General features: G+C 72.4%; 8 protein-coding genes. 1 reads left to right on the forward strand and 7 read right to left on the reverse strand.

Annotated features, from left to right (window positions below):
* Nucleotides 1-25 precede the first annotated feature (25 nt).
* The 3 genes from BKA18_RS05665 to BKA18_RS05675 all read right to left on the reverse strand — a co-directional run bounded on the left by BKA18_RS05665 (nt 26) and on the right by BKA18_RS05675 (nt 12,687).
* Entirely contained in the window at nt 26-4,651 is a 4,626-nt protein-coding gene (locus BKA18_RS05665) for a beta-ketoacyl synthase N-terminal-like domain-containing protein (protein ID WP_366045213.1), read from the reverse strand.
* Nucleotide 4,652: 1 nt separating this feature from the next.
* On the reverse strand, nt 4,653-11,492 hold the full coding sequence (locus tag BKA18_RS05670) for an SDR family NAD(P)-dependent oxidoreductase (protein ID WP_366045214.1): 6,840 nt from the start codon (nt 11,490-11,492) through the stop codon (nt 4,653-4,655).
* Nucleotides 11,493-11,985: 493 nt separating this feature from the next.
* Nucleotides 11,986-12,687, reverse strand: a complete 702-nt coding sequence (locus tag BKA18_RS05675) for a TetR/AcrR family transcriptional regulator (RefSeq protein WP_366045215.1) — start codon at nt 12,685-12,687, stop codon at nt 11,986-11,988.
* An 80-nt stretch (nt 12,688-12,767) separates the two neighbouring features.
* Between BKA18_RS05675 and BKA18_RS05680 the strand changes: the two genes are divergently transcribed.
* Nucleotides 12,768-13,715: an MBL fold metallo-hydrolase gene (locus BKA18_RS05680; protein WP_366045216.1), complete on the forward strand. Its 948-nt coding sequence runs from the start codon at nt 12,768-12,770 to the stop codon at nt 13,713-13,715.
* A 94-nt stretch (nt 13,716-13,809) separates the two neighbouring features.
* Here the strand turns inward: BKA18_RS05680 and asnB are convergent, their stop codons facing one another.
* From asnB to BKA18_RS05700, 4 genes are all read right to left on the reverse strand, one after another.
* The gene (asnB, locus tag BKA18_RS05685; protein ID WP_366045217.1) at nt 13,810-15,639 is read right to left on the reverse strand and encodes an asparagine synthase (glutamine-hydrolyzing); all 1,830 of its coding nucleotides are present in this window, start codon (nt 15,637-15,639) and stop codon (nt 13,810-13,812) included.
* Nucleotides 15,640-16,209: 570 nt separating this feature from the next.
* Nucleotides 16,210-17,232 (reverse strand): ornithine cyclodeaminase family protein, encoded by a 1,023-nt coding sequence (locus BKA18_RS05690; protein WP_366045218.1) that lies wholly within the window; start codon nt 17,230-17,232, stop codon nt 16,210-16,212.
* Nucleotides 17,233-17,326: 94 nt separating this feature from the next.
* Nucleotides 17,327-18,562: a PucR family transcriptional regulator gene (locus BKA18_RS05695; protein ID WP_366045219.1), complete on the reverse strand. Its 1,236-nt coding sequence runs from the start codon at nt 18,560-18,562 to the stop codon at nt 17,327-17,329.
* Nucleotides 18,563-18,639: 77 nt separating this feature from the next.
* A complete protein-coding gene (locus BKA18_RS05700; protein WP_366045220.1) occupies nt 18,640-19,431 on the reverse strand; it encodes an SDR family NAD(P)-dependent oxidoreductase in 792 nt (263 codons plus the stop codon).
* Nucleotides 19,432-19,665 lie beyond the last annotated feature (234 nt).

Here is a 19,665-nt window from a genome sequence, read left to right on the forward strand (position 1 = left end):
ACCGGTGGCTGTATCTGACCGCTGTTCACCGCGTCGTCTCCCGTTCGTCCATCGTTTCCGTCGATTCCGTCGATTCCGTCGTCCATGCGACGACGTACTCCCTACTCGGCAGGTCTGCCGGATTGCCGATCCGGCGGCACCCCACCCGGTACAGCCGGCCTGCCGCCTCCACCAGCAGTTCTTCCGGCTGCGCGGCGACCACGGCGAAGTCCTTCGGCCGCCCTTGCAGGCCGGTGCCCTGCGCCTTGGCCACCGCTTCCTTGGCCGCCCAGAACCTGGTGAACCACAGGCCTTCGGGCTCGCCCGCTTCGGTTGGTTGCGCGCCGAGGAGTGCGCGCTCGGCCGGGCCGAGCGCCATCGCCTGGGCCGTCTCCGGGCGTCCGGTGATCTCCTCCACATCGATGCCGATCCCGCCGGGGCCGTGCCCGGTACGGGGGCGCACCATGGCCACGCCGGTCTCCGCGCAGTGCGCCAGCGTGACGTCCAGCTCGGGCAGCGCCCGGCCGTGGAGTCCGGCGACCCGCGGCCGGCCGGCCTCGTCGTTGCTCACCCGGATCTCCGCGGGGAAGACGGGCCCCTCGCCGTGATCCCACAGCCACTGGCGGACGGCGTCCTTGACCGCGATCCTGCCCAGCAGCCACTGCGCGCGGCCGCGCGGCGGGCGCTGCTCGTAGTCCTCGCGTTCCGCGCTGCTCAGATGGTTGCGCATGACGAGATCGCGCGAGGCGAGGTCCGGCCATCGGTCGTGGACGAGCGACCAGCCGCCCTGCTGGACGCGGGAGAGGGTGTTCCGCTCGGGGAACCGTTCCTGGACCCTGGTCTCCTCGCGGTTGTCGAAGCGGCGGTCCTGCCAGCCGTGGATCTCCGCCCACACCCGGCCGTCGGCGACGAGCTGGATGTCCGCCTCCACCGCGGTGTCGGTGACGGAGGTGATGCTGACGAGGCAGTCCAGCGTGGTTCCGGTCGCGGGGTGCGGGCCGAAGAAGCGCATCCGTCGCATGCGTACCGGGAACACCACGGTCCGCTCGGTCAGGGTGCTGATGATCCAGTACCCGAGCAGCTGACCGACGTTGTCCAGCAGGGCGCCGGGAGCGGGCGGGGTGGTGAGCTGCCCGCGTACGTGGCGGGGGCCGACCGCGGTGAGCTCGGTGACGCCCTGGAACAGCGGGCCGTGGAACATCCAGCGGTCCTCGTAGAGCTCCTTGGCGGTGATCTCCGGGGTCCGCTCGGTGGCGGGGTCAAAGGTCCACGGGCGGGGCGGCGACTCCGGGTGGCCCGCCGCGAGTTCGACCTCGGCGCGCGCGAACCGGCCGAAGGTCACGCCGACCCGCCCGGGCCCCTGCGGTGCCACGGTGACGGGCACGTCGGCGGCCGGGCTGACGGTCACCCACCGGTTCAGCTGCACCCCGTGCACCGCCACGGCGGTCGAGCCGGGCGCCGCCGCCTCGGCGCACTCCATCATGTGATGGATCACCGTGGTGGCCGGGACCACCGGCCAGCGGTCGGCCTCGTCCGGCCAGCCGGGGCGCTGCGCGAAGAAGCAGTGGTCCAGCAGGTACGGCATGGTGTCCGTGGACACCCGCAGCACGGTGCGGAACTCTCGCCCGCCGGGCGCCGGCGCGCTGTGCACCGTCGCCGGGGCGGGGGTCGCCGCCGGTGCCGGGGGCGCCGCCGGGGACGGGGGCGCCGCCGGGGACGGGGGCGCCGCCGGGGACGGAGCCACCGCCGGAGCGGGAGGCGTCGCCGGGGTGCCCCTGCGGGCCGTACGGGCGGCGCTGAGCACCGCGGTGGCGGTGTCCGCGGTGTCCTTCAGCAGCGCGCTCAGTTCGCCGGCGACCGGCAGCCGGTCGGCCACCGCCTCCAGGGCGGACAGTTCGCCGCCCGTGCGCACCGCGGGCCGGGCCGCCAGTGCCGAGCGGAGGCTGCCCAGCGTCTCCTCGTCGAAGGAGACCAACGCTCCTCCGAGGTCCAGCCGGACCGGCGGGCGCTTCGAGGCCGCGCCGCGCGCACTTCTCAGCGGCCGGAAATCCGGCTCGCCGCCTTCCGCCCACAGGGCGGTGGCCACCCGGTGCAGCTGTGCCAGTCCGCTGCGGTGCGGGGAGTTGGCGGCCACGGCCAGGTGCGGCCGGCCGTGCAGCGTGTTGTCGATCAGCGCGCCGACCTGGCCCGTTCCCGCCTGTACGAAGACCCGGACGCCGGCCGCGTACATCGCCTCGATCAGCGGGCGGAAGCGCACGGGCTCCAGCAGATGCCTCAGGAACAGCTCGCGGACCTCGGCCTCGGTGGGCGGGTACACCGACGCCGTGGTCGCCGACCACACCGGAACGGTGGGCGGATACAGCGCGAACCGGCTCGCGGCACTGCGGATCGGGTCGAGGTAGGGGGCCAGCATCGGGGTGTGGAAGCCGGATTGGAACGGCAGGACCTGGCCGACGACGTTGCGCGCACGGAACCAGCGCACGAGCTCGTCCACCGGGCCGGGCGGACCGCACACCATGGCCTGGTCCGGCGCGTTGTCGTGGGACAGCACGATCTCGGGACGGTCCTCAAGGGCGGCCGCGACCCGGTCGGCCGGGGCGCCCAGGACGGCGAAGGCCAGGCCCGGCACCCGTAGTTCGTCCGGGTCGAAGTCCGCCATGAATGCGTCCACCGCACCGCCGGCGAACAACCCGCCGGTGACCATGGCGGTCCACTCGCCCACGCTGTGGCCGGCGACCGCGTCCGGCACGATGGCCATCCGCCGCAGGGCGGCGTCCAGCACCCGGCCCACCGCGACCACCTCGCCCCCGTGCCGCCCGACGTCCGCCACCTCGCTCGGCTGCCCGGCCTGGAGGGTGGGGAGCAGGGCGCCCAGCCCGAAGTGCCGCGCGACGTCGGAGACGTTCGGCCGGAACTCGGCCTCCAGCCCCGGAAAGACGAAGGCCACCTGCGCACCGCCGTCCCCGCCGAGCAGCGGCTCGGCGGTGAACCACACATCGCCGCGGCCCCGCCACGGGCGGCCCTTGGCCACCACCCTGCGCGCCAGGGCGAGGCTCTTGGCCGTCGGGTCGACGATGCCGAGCCGGCTGTGCCCCTTGCCGGGAGCCCGGTCGTCGAGACCTGCCGCGAGCACCGCCGAGTCGTCGGCGTCCAGCAGGCCGGCCAACTGCTCGGGGGTGTCGGCGGTGAGCCGCAGCACGCGCTCCTGTTCCCGCACCGACACCGCGGGCCGGTTGCGCCTGCCCGCTGCGCCCTCGGGCGGGGCTTCGAGCACCACGTGCGCATTGATGCCGCCGAAGCCGAAGGCGTTCACGGCGGCCCGCCGGACGCCTTCTCCGCCCTCGGTCCGCCACGCCTGCGCCACGGGGATCGGCCGGAACCGGGTCCGCTCCAGGGCGGGGTGCGGGTCGTCGCAGTGCAGCGTGGGCGGCAGCACCGCGTGGTGCACGGCGAGCGCCGCCTTGGCCAGGCCGGCCACGCCCGCCGCCGGCATGGTGTGGCCGATCATCGACTTCACCGAGCCGATGACCGCCCGGTCCACGCCGTCAGCGGTGCCGAACACCTCCTGCACGGTGGCCAGTTCGGCGCCGTCGCCAGAGGGAGTCGCGGTCCCGTGGGCCTCCAGCAAGCCGATCGAACCCGGCCGGGTGGGGTCGAGACCGGCCGCGCGCCACGCCTGCCGCACCGCCTTCACCTGCCCCCCGGAGTCCGGGTTGACGAGGCTGCCGCTGCGGCCGTCGCTCGCCACTCCGGTGCCGCGGATCACGGCGTAGACCCGGTCCCCGTCGCGCTGCGCGTCGCTGAGCCGCTTGAGGACCACGACGCCGGAGCCCTCACCGATGAGCAGGCCGTCCGCGGCCCGGTCGAAGGGGCGGATCCGCTGGCTGGGAGAGAGCGCCCGCAGCTGGGCGAACACGCTCCACAGCGTGATGTCGTGGCAGTGGTGGACGCCACCGGCGAGCATCAGGTCGCAGCGTCCGCTGGCCAGTTCGCCCACCGCCTGGTCGACCGCGACCAGCGAGGACGCGCAGGCGGCGTCCACGGTGTACGCGGGGCCGCGCAGGTCCAGCCGGTTGGCGACCCGGGAGGCGGTGAGGTTGGGCACCAGGCCGATCGCCTGCTCGGGGTCGTCCGGCCCGAGCTGCTGGACGAACGCCTGCCGTACCCGCTCGATGTGGTCACCGCCGAGGTCGGGCAGCAACTCCCCGAGCGTGCGCACCAGCTGGTTGGCCGTGCGCACCCGCTGGGACCCGCGGGACAGTCCCGGCGTCAGGTAGCCACCGCGCCCCAGGATCACGCCGATCCGGTCGCGGTCGGGCAACCGGTCCTCGCCGCCCGCGTCGGCGATCGCGTCCGCGACCACCTTCAGCGCGATGAGCTGGTCCGGTTCGGTGCCCGCCACCGAGTTGGGCATGATCCCGAACTGGGTCACCTCGACCTCGGCCAGCTCGTCGACGAATCCCCCGCGCCGGCAGTAGACCCGGTCCGAACGCCCCACCGCCTGCGGATCGTAGAAGCTGGCGTCCCACCGGCCGGCCGGGACGTCGGTGATCGCGTCCACTCCGGCGACCAGGTTGCGCCAGTACGCATCCAGGTCTGCCGCGCCCGGCAGCAGGACCGCCATGCCGACGATGGCGATCCGGGCGCCCGCGCCGTCTTCCCCCTTGGTCATCTCACCACCCCGACGCGGTGTAGACGACGGCGCGGTCCGACTCCTCGCCCCAGGCGAGCTCGCGCAGCAGGCAGAGGGTTCCTTCGTCGGGGTCGATCAGGCGGATGCCCCGGCGGGCGTACTCCCGCGCCAGCTCGGGGGTGACCATGCCCTTGTGCTGCCCGGTGGGGGCCCACGGTCCCCAGTGGACCGTGAGGAGCCGGCTGCCGGTGCGGTCGGCCCAGCGGCTGCCCATGCTCTGCAAGGCGTCGTTCGCCGCGGCGTAGTCCACCTGGCCGCGGCTGCCCAGCACGGCCGAGATGCTGCCGAAGAACACCGTGAAGCCAGGGGGGTTGGACAGGGACTCCAACGCCGCCAGCAGCGTGCGGGCGCCGTCGACCTTGGTGTCGAACACCCGCCGGAAGGACTCGGTGTCCTTCTCCGCCAGCATCCGGTCCTCGATCACCCCGGCGGCGTACACCACACCGTCCAGCCGGCCGTGCTCGGCGTGGATGTCCTTCACCACCCGGTGCACCGCCTCGGTGTCCCGCGTGTCCGCCGAGTGGTAGCGCACCTGACTGCCGAGGGAGCGCAGTTCGTCGATCGTGGCGCTGATCTCGCGCTGCGCGAGGATCTGCCCGACGGTGCGCTCGATCTCGGCCGGCGTGCGGTTGCCGAGCGCCGCCAGGGTGGCCCGGAGCGCCTCGCGGTCGGGCGCCGACCGGGTGGCCGGGTCTTCCGGGCCGCTCGGCGCGGCGGTCCTGCCGACCAGCTCGATCCGGCAGCCGGCGGCCGCCGCCAGCGTCGCGGCGAAGCGTGCGGTGATACCCCGGGCTCCGCCCACCAACAGCACCACGGCGTCCCGGTCCAGGCCGAGCGCCGAGGCCTCGGCCGCACCGTCGCCGGCCGGCCCGGCTCCCGTCGAGCCCAGCCGGCCGAGGCCGGTCTCGGCCAGTTCGAGGCCGTACCGAGGGCCGGAGGAGCGGAGGACGACCGGGGCGCGGTCGGTGGACAGCAACTCGCCCACCAGCGTGGACGCCACGGCCTCCGCCGGCTCGTCGGAGGAGACCTCGACCACCCTGGCGACCGTGTCCGGATATTCCTGGGCGATGGTCCGGAACATCCCCCGCAGTCCGTCCGGTCGCCCGTCGTCCGCCGCCGTCCCGCCCGGGACGGCGGCGATCAGCCACCGGGGCCCGCGCCGCAGCGCGGCCTGCACCACCGGGAACGACTCCGGCAACAGCGGCTCCTCGGTGCCGGTCAGCGCCTCCAGATGGAGCACACCGTCCAGCGGGCCGTCCTCATCCGTCAGCAGGTGCTGACCGTCGCGTACGACGCACTGCGCATCCCGTGCGGCGAGTTGGGCCGACAGGCGCTCGCCCACCGGGCTGTCCCCGCCCAGCAGCGCGAACCGCTTTCCGGCCAGCGCACCGGGGTCCGCGGCCGGCTCGGGCAGAGCCACCTGCCGCAGCAGCAGCCGGGCAGGCGCCTCGGCGACCACCTCCACCGGGGCCGGGCGGCCGACCGGTTCCGACGGGCTCCGGTCCTCGGGGGGCTGCTCCTCGTCGCCGCGGAGCCGTGCCATCAGCAGGCCGGCGATGCCGGAGGCGGTGCGGGCCGCGGACAGCGCGTCCAACTCCGCGTCGTCGAGCTGGGAGACGCCCGACCCGCTCTCCCCGCCGGCCCGGACCCGGGCGGCCAGTTCACCGGCGATCTCGATCCGTTTGATCGAGTCGACGCTCAGGTCGGCCTCCAGGTCGAGATCGGGTTCGATCATGTCCACCGGATAGCCGGTGCGTTCGCTGATGAGGCCCAGGATGGTCTGCAGTACGTCATCCTCGGTGAGCGGTGCGGCAGTGGTGGGGGCCTCCTGGGCCGGCGGGGCTGCCGCCTCCGGGGCGGGCGCGAGCGGGCCGGGATCGCCGGGGACCGGGGTGGACGTGACCGGTGCGACCGGGACGGGCACCTGGTGGACGGGCATCTGCGGAGCCGGCGGTGCGAGGGCCGGTGTGCCCGGCGCGGCACCGAAGTACGTGAGCAGCACATCGCGTTGCGCTGCGACGATCTCCCGGCTGGTGCGCAGGAACTCGGAGACCATCCGGTCCGGGCTGACGGCAGCTTCGTGGGGGTCGGGCGTCGTCACCAACATCTCCTGGATGCGTCGGGCCGGCTTGAGAGAGCCGGGCAGTGGGCTGCCGTCACGGGTACGCACCAGGTGCCCGTTGACGGTCCAGCCGGGTCGTTCGGGGGGAGTCGCGTGCCGCAGGTCGGTGGCGTGGCGGCCCTGGAACAGCCAGCCGGTGCGCACCCGCACGCCGGCGACGGCCAGCTGGGCGAGCGCGCCGAGGAAACCGCGCACGCCCCGGCCGCCCGCCGTTTCGGCACCGACCGTCGAGTGCGGGCGGTCACGGAGGATCGCGGACACCAGGGACGTGAGCGTCGAGCCGGGCCCGACCCCGACGAAGATCCGGGCCCCGGCCCGGTACATCTGCTCGATCTGCTCGGTGAACCGGACGGGTGCGCCGATCTGTGCGGCCAGTTCGGTGCGTACGTCCTCGGGTCGCGGCGCATAGACGGACGCTGTGCGGTTGGCCCACACCGGCGTCTGCGGTGCGCGTACCGGCGCCTTGGCGAGTGCCTCGGCGAACCGCTCCCCGGCACCGGCGACGACCGGGCTGTGGAAGGCGCAGGCCACCGGGAGGGTCTTGGCACCGTAACCGTGCGCGCGAAGTCGCTCCACCGCGGTCGCGACGGCGTCGCCGGGCCCGGAGATGACGACCTGCTCGGGCGCGTTGTGGTTCGCGATGACGACGCGGTCCGCCAGGCCCGCCGCGTCGAGCTGCCGGGAGACGTCCTCAAGGCCGGCCGACACCGCGGCCATGGCGCCCGGGTCCGTGCCGGCCGCGGACACGATCGCCTCGGCCCGCCGCGCACTCAGCTCCAGAAGGGTGGCCGGGTCCAGCGCCCCGGCGGCGCACAGCGCCACCAATTCGCCGTAGCTGTGCCCGGCCACCATGTCCGGGACCACACCGGCGCGGCAGAACAGGTCGTACGCGGCCAGGCCGACCATGCCCAGGACGGGCTGGGCCACCGTGGTGTCGGTGACCCTGGCCCGCTGCTCGGCCGCGACGGCGGGGTCGAAGGCGTGCGGCGGGTAGAGGTCCTCGGCCCACTCGCGGCCGAGCTGGAGGTAGCGCTGGGCCTCCGGGAAGGCGACGAACAGGTCGGCGAGCATGTCCGGTCGCTGACTGCCCTGGCCGGGAAAGAGGAACGCCACCTTGGCGTCGGTCCCACGGTCGTCGGACCCGTCGTCCGCCCCGACGGCGAAGACCCCCGCGGCCGGGTCGTGCTCGCCCGCCCGCGCCCGCCGCAGCAGCACGGCCAGCTCGTCCAGGTCTCCGGCCACGACCGCCGACCGCGCCGGATGCCGTGAAGCATCGCAGCGGCGGGAGGCGGTCACCGCGAAGTCGCGCAACCGCCACGGGCGGCCGTCCCGCTCGTTCTTCTCCGCCAGATCCAGCAGCTCCTGGATCGCCCGGTCGGCGTCCTCGCGGTCGGCGCCGCGGAAGACGAACAGCTCGGCCGGCCAGGAGTCGAGGCCCTGCACCGGCGGGGGCCCCTCGTCGTGGGCACGCAGTACGACGTGGAAGTTGGTGCCGCCGAAGCCGAAGGCGCTGACCCCGGCGACCCGCTCGGCCGGCCGCGCCGCCCACGGCCGCGCCGAGGTGTGGAAGGCGAACGGGCTGCTCTCCTGGTCCCAGGCCGGATTGGGCTGCTCCAGCTGCCTCGTGGGCGGCTTGACGCCGGTGCGCAGCGCCATGGCGGTCTTGATCAGACCCGCCAGACCGGCGGCGCACTTGGTGTGCCCGATCTGCGACTTGACCGACCCCAGCGCACAGCTTCCCGGCGCCGCTCCGGCCTGCGTGAACAGCTCGGTGAGGGCGCTCAGTTCGGTACGGTCGCCGACCACGGTCCCGGTGCCGTGCGCTTCGATCAGCCCGACCTCCGTCGGAGAGACCCCCGCGTTGCGGTAGGCGCGTTCCAGCGCGGCACGCTGTCCCTCGGCACGGGGTGCGGTCAGGCCGAGGGACTTGCCGTCACTGGCACTGCCGACCCCCTTGATCACGGCATAGATACGGTCCCCGTCACGCTCCGCATCGGTCAGCCGCTTGAGCACCAGGCAGGCGACGCCCTCGCCCAGGGCTATCCCGTCCGCCGCACTGTCGAAGGGGCGGGAGCGGCCGGTCGGGGACAGCGCACGGACCGAGGAGAAGAGCAGGTAGTCGTTGATCCCGTTGTGCAGGTCGGCGCCGCCGCACAGCACGAGGTCGCTGGTGCCGGCGGACAGTTCCTTGCACGCCACGTCCACCGCGGCCAGCGAGGAGGCGCAGGCCGCGTCCACCGTGTAGTTCATGCCCCGCAGGTCGAGCCGGTTGGCGATCCGGCCGGAGATGACGTTGGCCAGCATCCCGGGGAAGGAGTCCTCGGTGAGCCTGGGCAGCTGGGCGTCCAGCTCGGGCGGCAGCCGGCTCACGTAGGCCGGCAGCAGCGAGCGCAGCGCGGCGGCGTTCGACAGGTCGCTGCCCGCCTCGGCCCCGAAGACCACGGCGGCCCGGGACCGGTCGAAGTCCCGCTCCCCGTACCCGGCGTCCTCCAGTGCCAGGCGCGCCGCCTCCAGCGACAGCAGCTGCACCGGCTCGATGCTGCCCAGCGAGGACGGCGGAATGCCGTAGCGGAACGGGTCGAAGGGGATGTCGGGCAGGAAACCGCCCCACTTCGAATCGGTGTGACCGCCGTCCGCCTGAGGCGCGTAATAGACCGCCGGATCCCACCGTTCCGCGGACACCTCCCTGACGGCGTCGACTCCCCCGACCACGTTCGCCCAGTAACTGGCGAGGTCCGGCGCGTCCGGGAACATGCAGGACATGCCGACCACCGCGATGTCCAGCGGGGCCGGGGCGGGGACTTCCGCACTCACCTTGGGAGCCACACCGAGCCGCTCGCGCGCCCGCGCGGCGTGCTCGGTGTAGAAATCGGCGGCGGCGCTGCTGACCGACGCGTGCAGCTCGGCAATCGTGGTGGCCTGGTTCCGGAGCACGGCCACCTCGCCGGCCATGAACATGCCCTCGGCGAGCTGCCGGGGCTCATCCACCTCGGTCAGCTCCTCGCCGACCCGCTCGACGCCCTTGCTGGCGATCCGCAGCCGGCCGACATTGAGCCGTTCCAGCTGTTCCCACGCCTGCCGTTCCGGGACGCCCTGCGACCGCAACTCGTCCTTGATGCCCAGATAGTTGTCGGTGAAGGGGCTGGTCACACACCGTGTCGTGTGGCCGGGCGCCGTTTCGAGCAGCTCGGTCCGCCGGGCCGCCAGGACCTGCTGCTGGAAGAGCGGCTGCACCGCGCCATGGCTCACCGCCTCCTCGGTGAACAGATACGCGGTGCCCATGAGCATGCCCACGGCCACGCCACGGGCGGTCAGCGGAGCGGCGAGCGCGGTGACCATCGCCGCGGACCGCGCGTCGTGAATCCCGCCGGCGAACAGCACCCGCAGCGTGTCGCCCTCGGTGTCCTCGGCCGCGTCGAGGAACTCGGTGAGGACGGCGATCTGCGCTTCCCACAGCGCAAAACTGCTCCGCGGCCCGACATGACCGCCGCACTCGGACCCCTCGAAGGCGAACTTGCGGACACCGACGTCCAGGAACTGCCGCAGCACGCCGGGCGAGGGCACGTGGAGGAACGTGTCGATACCGGCCTCTTCCAGCGCGGACGCCTGCGAGGGCCGGCCGCCCGCGATGATCGCGCAGGACGGCTGGAATTCCCGGATGATCTCCAGCTGTGCGGCCCTGGTGCGCTGCGGAGCGAAGCCGAGCACGCCCACCCCCCAGGGCCGGCCGTCCAGTGCGGAACGCGTCTGCTCCAGCAGGGTGCGCGTCTGCTCCGGGCCGGCGAGTGCCAGCGCCAAAAACGGCAGCGCCCCGTCCTCGGCGACCGCCGCGGCGAACCCCGGCTGGTCACTGACCCGGGTCATCGGCCCCTGGGCGAGGGGCAGTTGCGTCCCCAGGGCGCGGCTCATCGCCGACCCGCTGCCCAGCGCGTCGAGCGGCACGTCCTCCCGCACCGCGTCGCACATGGCGGCGGTGACCGCGCGAACCGCCCCACCCGCATCGCGCCACTGCTTTGCGAAGCGGGAGGCCAGGAAGCCGTCCTGTCCGACGGGGAGCAGCTGCGTCCGCAGATCGCCGGCACCAAGCATGCCGGCCACTTCCACCGGGTCGTCCGGAACCTCCGGCGCGTCCGGCCCCCGGCGCCACAGCACCCGGTGCCCGCCCACCACGACCGTCTCCGAACCGTCCAGGATCCGCACGGCCGCGGCGACATCCTCCGGGAGGCCGGACTCCTCCAGCAGGGCGAGCTGCGTATCCAGAACGACTCCGGCCGCACCGCCGACCACGGCGGCCGCGGCGGTGTGCGGCCCGATACCGCCGCAGGCCCAGACGGGCAGGGCCAGGCCCGGGTCCGCCACCAGCTGCTGAAGGAGCACGAAGGTGCTCAACTCACCGACCCGCCCGCCACTTTCACTGCCACGGGCGATCAGTCCGTGCGCACCGCCCCGGGCCGCCTCAAGCGCCTCCGCATGGCTCGTGACCTCGACGAGCACCCGGTGGTCGCCGACGACGTCGGCCAGCCGCACCGGCGCCTCCACGCCGAGCACCACCGTGTGCACGCCCCCGCCACTCACCAACTCGGCCGCGGTGACGGCACACCCGGCGGCCACCCGCACCCCGAACGGCCGCGACACCCATCGCCGGACGGACTCCAGCGCCTCCCTGGCCCGCCTGTCCCCCTTGCCGAGATCGAGCACGCCGAGCCCCCCGGCCCGGCAGACGGCGGCGACGATTCTCGGATCGGGTTCCCCGAAAGGACTTGTCCCCAAGACAGCATCAGCCAGACGCGCGGTGGTCACAGAAGCTCCGAAGAATGTGGGCACAGGAGATACACGCAGCTGCCGGGCCACAAATCCCGAGTGCCTGCGGTGCGGTGGTCAACAACAGCCTCAGCAGGCCGCCGCTCGCACGTCAACGAACACCGCGGAAGTACGTGGTAGGCCACGCCGTAAATTGCGGTAATCACTAGACTTTCGGCCGCGTGGCAACGCCGAGGAAGTCAGCGGGAAGACCGTGGGAAACGAGGGCGGCCCTTCCCCTCAGCCCCCGGGCCCGCTCACCTTCCGCTCAAACCCCCCTTACGTTCCGCTCACGTCCCACTCGTGAATTCCGCTCAAGTCCCCTACGGCGGCGGCAAGATGACATGTCACCCGCTCTTCATGCGCGAGTCGGTCGCGAAGGAATCGCGAGTCATTCGCGATCGCTTCGACCGTCGGCGACCGCGCCGTGCCGTTCGGGATGTACGGCCTGCTGCGCCAGGCGTTCGGTGTGTGCGGAGCGGGCCTGCGGCCACGCGGGGGCTTGTGGGGCCTCCTGCGCGAGACCACTGAGGACGGTTTTGACCAGGCGCTCCGTCTGGAGGTCGATCGCCTCGTGGTCATCGTGGCGGACGAGCCCCTCCACGAGGAGGGTGGCGAGCCCGTGGATGGCCGCCCAGAGGAGGAACTCGGCTCCGGGGCGAGCCGAGGCGCCGAGGCCGCCGGTATCGACGAGCCGGTCGAGTTCCGTGGCCAGCACATCGTGTGGGTGCGTCGACAGGGGGATCTCGGGTTCCCCGGCACCGAATGCGAGACGGGCAACGGCAGGGTCGTCGAGAGCCCAGCTGACGTACCCGCGGGCGTAGGCGATGAGGCGCTGCTGACCTTCGCTCGACGCGTCGTTCACGGCCAGGCTCAGCCGCTCCCCCAGCTGGGCCAACACCCGCCCGGACAGCGCGTGCACGAGTCCCTCCCGCGAACCGAAGTGATGGTAGGCCGCGCTGGGGCTGACGCCGACCTGGAGCGAGGCTTCCCGCAGCGACCATCCCTCCACACCGCGCTCGCGGACCAGCGCTTCGGCGGCGTCCAGCAGGGCTCCTCGCAGCTCTCCGTGGTGATAGCGATTTTTGGGCATGCGACAGATCTTAACGGTGTTCAGATGCGTGCTACCTTCCATCAAGGAAATCTGAACACTGATCAGATGGGAGTTCGGCCGTGTGCCACACCGCACCTTCACCGCACGCCGCAACGGCGGCCGGAGAACTGGCGCCGCCCGACCTGGCGGACGCTCCCGCGCCGCTCGTCCAGGGCGAGCCGATCGAGGTGTCGGAAGGGGTGTTCGTCATCCCGGACAACCGGGTGCCGATCGTCCCCAACGTCGGCATCGTCGTCGGCGAGCACGCCGCGCTGGTCATCGACACGGGGATCGGGGATCGCAACGGAGGGTACGTCCTGGAGCAAGCCAGACGGCTGGCCGGCGGGCGGCGCCTGTTCCTGACCCTCACCCACTTCCACCCCGAGCACGGCTTCGGGGCGCACGCCTTCAAGGGGGCTGCGACGATCGTCTACAACGCTGCGCAGCGGGCGGAGCTGCACCGCAAGGGCGCTGCCTATGCCGACATGTTCCGGGGACTGAGCCCGGCAGTCGCGGCGGAGCTGGACGGCGTGCATTTCGTCGATCCCGAGGTGACGTACACGGGGGAGGCCGAGGTCGACCTGGGCGGCCGCACGGCACTCCTGCGCGAGGTGGGGCCCGCGCACACGGTCGGCGACCAGGTCGTCCTTGTCGACGACCGCATCCTGTTCGGCGGTGATCTGCTGGAGAACCGCATGTTTCCCATCGCCCCGTACTTCCCGCCGCATGACACCGACGTCGACGCGGACCGGTGGATCACGGTGCTCGACCAACTCCTGGCCCTCGCCCCGGCGGTCGTCGTTCCCGGGCACGGCGAGGTGTCCGACGCCACGCTCATCCGGGACGTGCGGGACTACCTCGACCATGTGCGCACCGAGGCGACGCGCCTGCGCGACCGAGGCACCACGGAGGACGAGGCCGCCGAGAAGATCAGCGACAGTGCCCGGTCCCGATGGAGCACCTGGGATCACCCCGAATGGACAAGCTTCGCCGTGCGGGCCTTCTACAACGGTCACTCGGCCGCCTGATATCGGCTCGACGGGCGTCAACCGCCGGCCAAGCCCCCTGATCACGACGACGGCCCGGCTGCCGGCAGAAGCGGGACCCGCGCCGCGCCCCTCCTCAGAGGGCGAGTTCGGGCCGGTAGTGGTCCAGCCACAGCGCCAGGTCGACGACGCGTTCCAGGCGGAGGCGGTGGCCCCACTCCAGGCGGTCCGGCGGGGTGTCGAGGCAGGGCTTGATGCGGGCCTCGTCGGCCAGTGCCCGGACCTGGTCGACGGCCAGGGCATCGCGGGCCAGGTCCTGCAGGCCGCGGTTGTAGTCGGGGTGGTGGGTGGCCGGGTAGTGGTTCTTGGGCCGGTGCAGCACGGAGTGCGGAGCGAGTCCGGCGCCGGCGGCACGCAGCAGGCTCTTCTCCCGGCCGTCGAAGCTCTTCAGCACCCAGGGCGCGGCAAAGGCGTACGCGACCAGACGATGGTCGCAGTAGGGGACGCGGACCTCCAGGCCCTGGGCCATGCTCAACCGGTCCTTGCGGTGCAGCAGCTGACGCAGCCAGCGGGTCAGTGACAGGTGCTGCATCTCGCGTTGCCGGTGCTCCGCGGGGGTTTCCTCGTCCCGATGCGGTACGGCGGCCAGCGCGCCGGCATAGGTGTCCCGGCGGAACTCCCCCATGTGCAGGCCGAGTTCCGGGTTGAGCGGCATCGCGGCCTCGTCCCCCGTGACGAGCAGCCAAGGAAAGGTGGCCGCGTCCAGTGCCTTCGGGGAGTGGAACCAGGGGTAACCGCCGAAGACCTCGTCCGCCGCCTCACCCGAGAGAGCCACGGTGGAGTGCTGACGGACCTCGCCGAACAGCAGATACAGAGAGGTGTCCATGTCGCCGACACCGATCGGTGAGTCCCTCGCCACCACGACCGCCTTGCGGTGCTCGAGGTCCAGCAGGGCGCGCGGGTCGAGGACGACCGTGCTGTGGTCGGTGCCGATGAATGCGCCGGCCTCGGCGGCGTACGGCGTGTCGTGGCCGGTGCGCAGCACGTCGCCGGTGAACTGCTCGGCCTGGTCGCTGTAGTCGACGGCGTACGAGCGGATACGGGCGTCCCGCCCTTCACGCAGCCGGAGTTCGTCGGCGAGCAGCGCGGTCAGAACCGTGGAGTCGATGCCACCGGACAGCAGGCTGCACAGCGGGACATCGGCCTCCAGCTGGCTGCGGGCGGCCGTCCCGACCAGCTCACGGATGCGTGCGACGGCCGAGTCCTGGTCGTCATCGTCAGGGATCTGTGCCGCCAACTGCCAGTAGCGGCGTTCACGCATACCGTCGCGGTCCAGGACGAGCACCCCGCCGGGCTCCACCTCCCGCACACCGGACCACACCGTCGGCCCGGTGTTGAAGAGCAGGCTGTACGCCTCCCGAAGCCCGTCGGCGTCCACCCGCGGCCGTATCTCCGGGTGAGCGAAGAGCGCCTTCGGCTCGGAGGCAAAGGCCACGCCGCCCTCGACGGCGGCCCAGAACAGCGGCTTGACGCCGAGGCGATCACGCACCAGCAGCAGCCGCTGCGCGCGCTCGTCCCACACCGCGAAAGCGAACATGCCCTCCAGGTGGTCGGCGAGGTCCTCACCCCACTCGGCGTACGCGCGCAGCACCACCTCGGTATCACTGCGCGTGCGGAAGAGGTGTCCACGGCCGCGCAGTTCGGCACGCAGCTGGTGGTGGTTGTACACCTCACCGCTGTAGCTGAGCACGAGGGTCGGCCGGTCGGGCCGGTCGGTCATCGGCTGTCCACCGCCGGCCGGATCGAGGACGGCCAGGCGGCGATGGCCGATCGCGGCGTGCTCGCCGAGCCAGACGCCACCCGCGTCGGGGCCGCGCGCGGTGAGGGTGGCCGTCATGGCCTCGATGACCGCCGTCTGGCTGCGGGCGTCGGGAGAGAAAGATGCCCAGCCGGTGATTCCGCACATGCGGGTGACTCCTGGATCAATCGTGGGCGGCGGCCGCCGCGTCGGTGGTCTTCTCGGCCTGGCGGCTGGCGCTGGCGGGTGCCGGGACGGGCCTGAACGGCGGCCCCGAGACCGGAGCCGCAGGTCGCCGTCAGCACGGCGGCCCGCAGCCCCACCCCGTCGAGCCACCGGCCAACAGGCAACAACAAAGCCACCACAGGCAGTTGACAACCCGGCACCGCCCACTGAGCGGTGGCAGTCGACACGTGCAGACCATCCGCGAGGTCCGCCGGCGCCACATTGACGATATTCATGTCGAGCATCGCCACGAACGCCGGCACACCCGCCGCAACGACCAGAGACCAGCGACCAGCGGTCCCCACCGCCGGATATGCGACCGGCCCGTCCCGCACCGCGAACGTGGTGTGTCACCTTCCCCCTCCCCCGCACCGTCATGAGCGGGCTGCCGGACGGCAACCTCGCCTCATGAGTCGCGAGGGATCCGGGGTGAGTTCCCGGACATACGCGGTAGAGATGACGCCTGGCTGATTCCCGCCCTGATCAGCAGAGCCGGCCCCCGCCACCCGGAGGTCAGAGGGGGAGCCGCACCCCGACGCCGTGCTCCAGCGCGCGGTGCAGGAGCGCGTCGCCCACCGCGATGTCGCAGACGGCCATGCCGATGTTGCTGTTGACGATGATCTCGTCGGGGTGCTCCCGGCCGGGCTTCACTGCGGCCAGCACCTCGCCGGTCTCGGCGACGATCTCCGGCAGCCCGTCCGGGAAGTACCCCATCGATGCGAACAGTTCGTGTTCCTCGACGCTGTCGACGATGTACTTGTCGGCACGCCGGGAAGTACGGGGGTCCCAGAAGGTGTTCAGGTCGCACGGGAGGATCGTCTGCCCCGCGGTGACCCACTCGTCCTTCACCACCGCGAGCGGCTCCCGCAGGATGACCGTCGCCGAGCTCAGCACTTCCGCGCTCTTGGTGACCTCCTCGGCCGACCCGCCCTTGACGAGTCGCACCTCCAGTTCGGGCTGTAGCTGCGTGATCAGGGCATCCGCGGCGGCCTCGTGGGTGTCGTAGACGTAGACCGTCTCCAACCTGGGCATCGCCAGGGCCGCGTAGCGGACGTGTTCCACTCCCTGCACGCCGCAGCCGAACATCCCGAACGTGGTGGCGCCGGGGTGCAGCGCCGCGGCGGCCAGCACCGTCACCGCCGGGGTACGCATCGCGGTCAGCCACGCCGAGTCCATGACGGCCAGCGGCACACCGGATTCCACATCGTTGAGCACGAGCAGCCCGGTGGTCTGCGGAAGACCGAACCTGCGCGGGTTGTCCGGGTAGCACTCGATCCACTTCGCGCCGACAATCCCCGGCCCCGGCAGGTAGGCCGGCATGGCGTGGTAGAAGACGTTGTCGTACGGGTGGACACCGATCTTGGCCGGCATCTCGTAGCGGCGGTGACCGTGCTCGACCAGGGCCTGACGGGTCAGTTCCAAAATGGCGTCCCGCGTCAGTTGCAGGTGTTCCACGTCCCTCCGGGACAGGTAGAGCAGTTCCGAGCCGAGCTTCAGCCGGTCAGCGAGGCGCTGCCGGTCCGTGGGGATGGTCATGTGCGGGTTCCTTCACGATCGATCCTCGCCCGGGGCCATCGTCCGGGTTCCGCGAAGTCTCCGGCCGCCCGGCCTCCGGCGGCATCGTCGTGGGTCAGGAACTTTCCCGCTGAGCGTCCTCTCCCCGTAGCAAAGCCGGGATGCCGCTGTTGAGGAAGCGCTGCATCTTCAGACCGAGGTGCAGGGTCAACCGATCACGGCCGTTCTTCAGGTCCCACCCGGTCCGGTTCTCGACCTGGGCCAGCCGGTAGTAGAGCGTCGTCCGGTGAATCATCAGTTGCTCGGCCGCGGCCGCGGAGTCCCCGGCGGCGTCCAGGTACACCTCCGCGGTGTGGGCCAGGGAGTCGGTGCGTGTACCGGTGCTGAGGCCGGCGATCTGCGGCAGTACCACCAGCTCCGGAGAGGTCGTCGCGGCGAGCAGGAGCGGGCCGTAGACGCCGGTGTCCCGCCAGGAGACGACCGGTGCCAGCTCCGGCAGCTCGGCAGCGGCGAACGCCGCCAGCACCGCCTGACGCAACAGATCAGGACCCTCGTCGAGGCGGCCGGCGTTGCTCAGACCGACGAAGACGCCGCCGCCTTCCCCCTCCCGGTGCCGCACCCCCCGCCGCACCTCATCGGCCCACCACTCCGCTGCCCGCGCCACCCCCTGCCGGCTGCCGGTGACGAGGACCACACCGCGATCCCCCACCGCGGCCGTGAGCGCCCGGGCCGACGGCGCGTCGTGGCCGCCCCGACCGGTGGCGGCCTCGATCGCGGCGGCGACCGCCTCGGGGCCCGTGGTCGGCCCGGCCACGATGACCACGGCCTCGTCCTCCGCACCCACGAGCCCCTGGTCGACCAGGTCCCGGGCGGCACGGGCGGAGCCCTCTCCCCCGTGCAGGAGGTCGGCCACCAGGGCCCGGCGCCGCTTCTCCTCCTCGGTCACCCGGAGCGACCACTCCCGAAGCCGCGCCGACAACTGGACCACGCAGTCGGCCGCCACCTCGTCGAAGCGCTCTGCGTGCGCGTCGATCAGCCACAGGTAACCGAGCAGCCGCCCATGATCACGAATCGGATAGCACCGCCGGTCCTTGAGCCCGAGAGACGGATTGCCGGGAATCGACCGGGGCGCGGCAGAGGTGGCGATGCCGAAGCCGTTGAGGTACTCGGCGACGGGGGCCGGCAGCCGCCGGGACAGCACCACGTCGATACGGAGCTGGTCCTCGTCCCCGTAGTGACGGCTGCACACGACGAGGCTGCCGCGCTCGTCGTCCACGGCGACCGAATGCCGGATGCGGGCGGCGAGCGAGTCGACCAGCCGCTGGAGCGCGTCGGTGTAGGGCAGGGCCACTGCGACTCCCGCTGTGGAGGGACATCGACCTCAGATGCACCATATCCCCGGGCCTCCGGCGGCGCCGAAGCAGGCGGCTACCGCCTGTTCCGCTGGGCCGCCGCGACCTCGTTGATGGTGCGCTCGGCGCTGGAGCCGCGCTGCGCCTTCTCCGCGAAGCCGGGGAACTGTCCGGCGAGGGCACTGAGCACCCTCAACTCCAGGGGTGCGACGTTGACTTCGCACAGATCGCGCTCGACGGACCGCACCACCCCCGCGACCACCTGCTCCGGGGAGACCATGCGCACACCGGTCGGCGGGGTGGCGCCCGTGGCGGCGAACATGCCCACGTCGCGTACGGCGCCAGGCTGGACCAGCGAGACGCCCACCCCCGTACCGTGCAGGTCCTGGCGGAAGGAGAGGGCGAAGCCGCGCAGACCGAACTTGGCCGCGCTGTACAGCGAGGAGTACTTGGTGGCCGTCTTCCCGGAGATCGAGCCGACGAGGACGATATGGCCCCGCCCCGCCGCCACCATCCGGGGCGCGAGCGCGCGGGCCAGCATGATGGGGGCGCGCAGGTTCACGGTGAGCGAGCGGTCGATCTGCTCGGGCGTGTAGTCGAGGAGATCGCCGGTGGCGGGCATGGCCGCGTTGGCGATCAGGATGTCCGTGTCGGGAGCGGCCTCGGCGAGGCGGTCGACCTGGTCAGGGTCGGCGAGATCGGCGGTGACCGCTCGGGCCCCGAGCTCGGCGGCGAGCGCCTCCAGGGCATCGGCACGGCGGCCGGAGAGAACCAGCTTGGCCCCCTTGGCGGCCAATTCGCGGGCCATGGCCTGACCGATGCCGCCCACGGCCCCGGTGAGGAGAACGGTTGATCCTTCGATGCGCATGAGACCTGCCCTCTGGAAACTGTTCGTTCGAACGAACAGTATGGAGGGAGGGCGACCGTGTCAACACCGGACCTCGCCGGGGCCGGCTGCCGGTCGGCGCCCCACTGCTCGGACCACCCGCGACGAGAAGGCACCCATCCACGACAACACTGATCCACTGGGAGATGCTGATCCACGGGGAGGCGCGGATCCCCGTGGTGCCCGGCCTGCTGCCAGGCCTGCTTCCCGGCTCCA

It is taken from the genome of Streptomyces auratus (assembly GCF_050433025.1).
Taxonomy (GTDB): Bacteria; Actinomycetota; Actinomycetes; order Streptomycetales; family Streptomycetaceae; genus Streptomyces; species Streptomyces sioyaensis.